This window comes from Methylobacterium sp. J-090 (assembly GCF_022829345.1).
GTDB lineage: Bacteria > Pseudomonadota > Alphaproteobacteria > Rhizobiales > Beijerinckiaceae > Methylobacterium.
In genome coordinates this window covers 1-419 of record NZ_JAKSXV010000078.1, presented here as the reverse complement: position 1 = coordinate 419, position 419 = coordinate 1, and the positions used below count along the sequence as shown (strand labels likewise).

Genomic DNA, 419 nt, shown 5'->3' with positions numbered 1-419 from the left:
CTGGCGCTCGGCGCCTGGCTCGTCATCAACGGCCAGGCCTCGGCCGGCATCATCATCGCGAGCTCGATCCTCGTCGCCCGCGCCCTCGCCCCGGCCGAGCTCGCCATCGTCAACTGGAAGGGCTTCGTCCAGTCCCGCCAGTCCTGGGCCCGCCTGTCGGAGCTTTTCGCCGCCCTGCCGCCCGGCAAGCCGCGCCACGCGCTGCCCGCCCCGACCCGGTCCCTGCAGGTCGAGAGCATCAGCGTCGCCCCGCCCGGGACCCCGGTGCCCGTGGTGCGGGATGTCGGCTTCGCGCTTCGGGCCGGCCAGGGACTCGGCATCATCGGCCCCTCGGCCTCCGGCAAGTCGAGCCTGGTCCGCGCCCTGGTGGGCGTCTGGCCGGCTTTCCGCGGCAAGGTCCGCCTCGACGGGGCCGCCCT

At 75.2% G+C, this 419-nt stretch carries 1 protein-coding gene; it reads left to right on the top strand.

The genetic code is table 11. The features are described 5' to 3' along the window. The coding region (locus MKK49_RS12445; RefSeq protein WP_244028811.1) for an ATP-binding cassette domain-containing protein at positions 1-419 on the top strand (419 nt) is incomplete at both ends.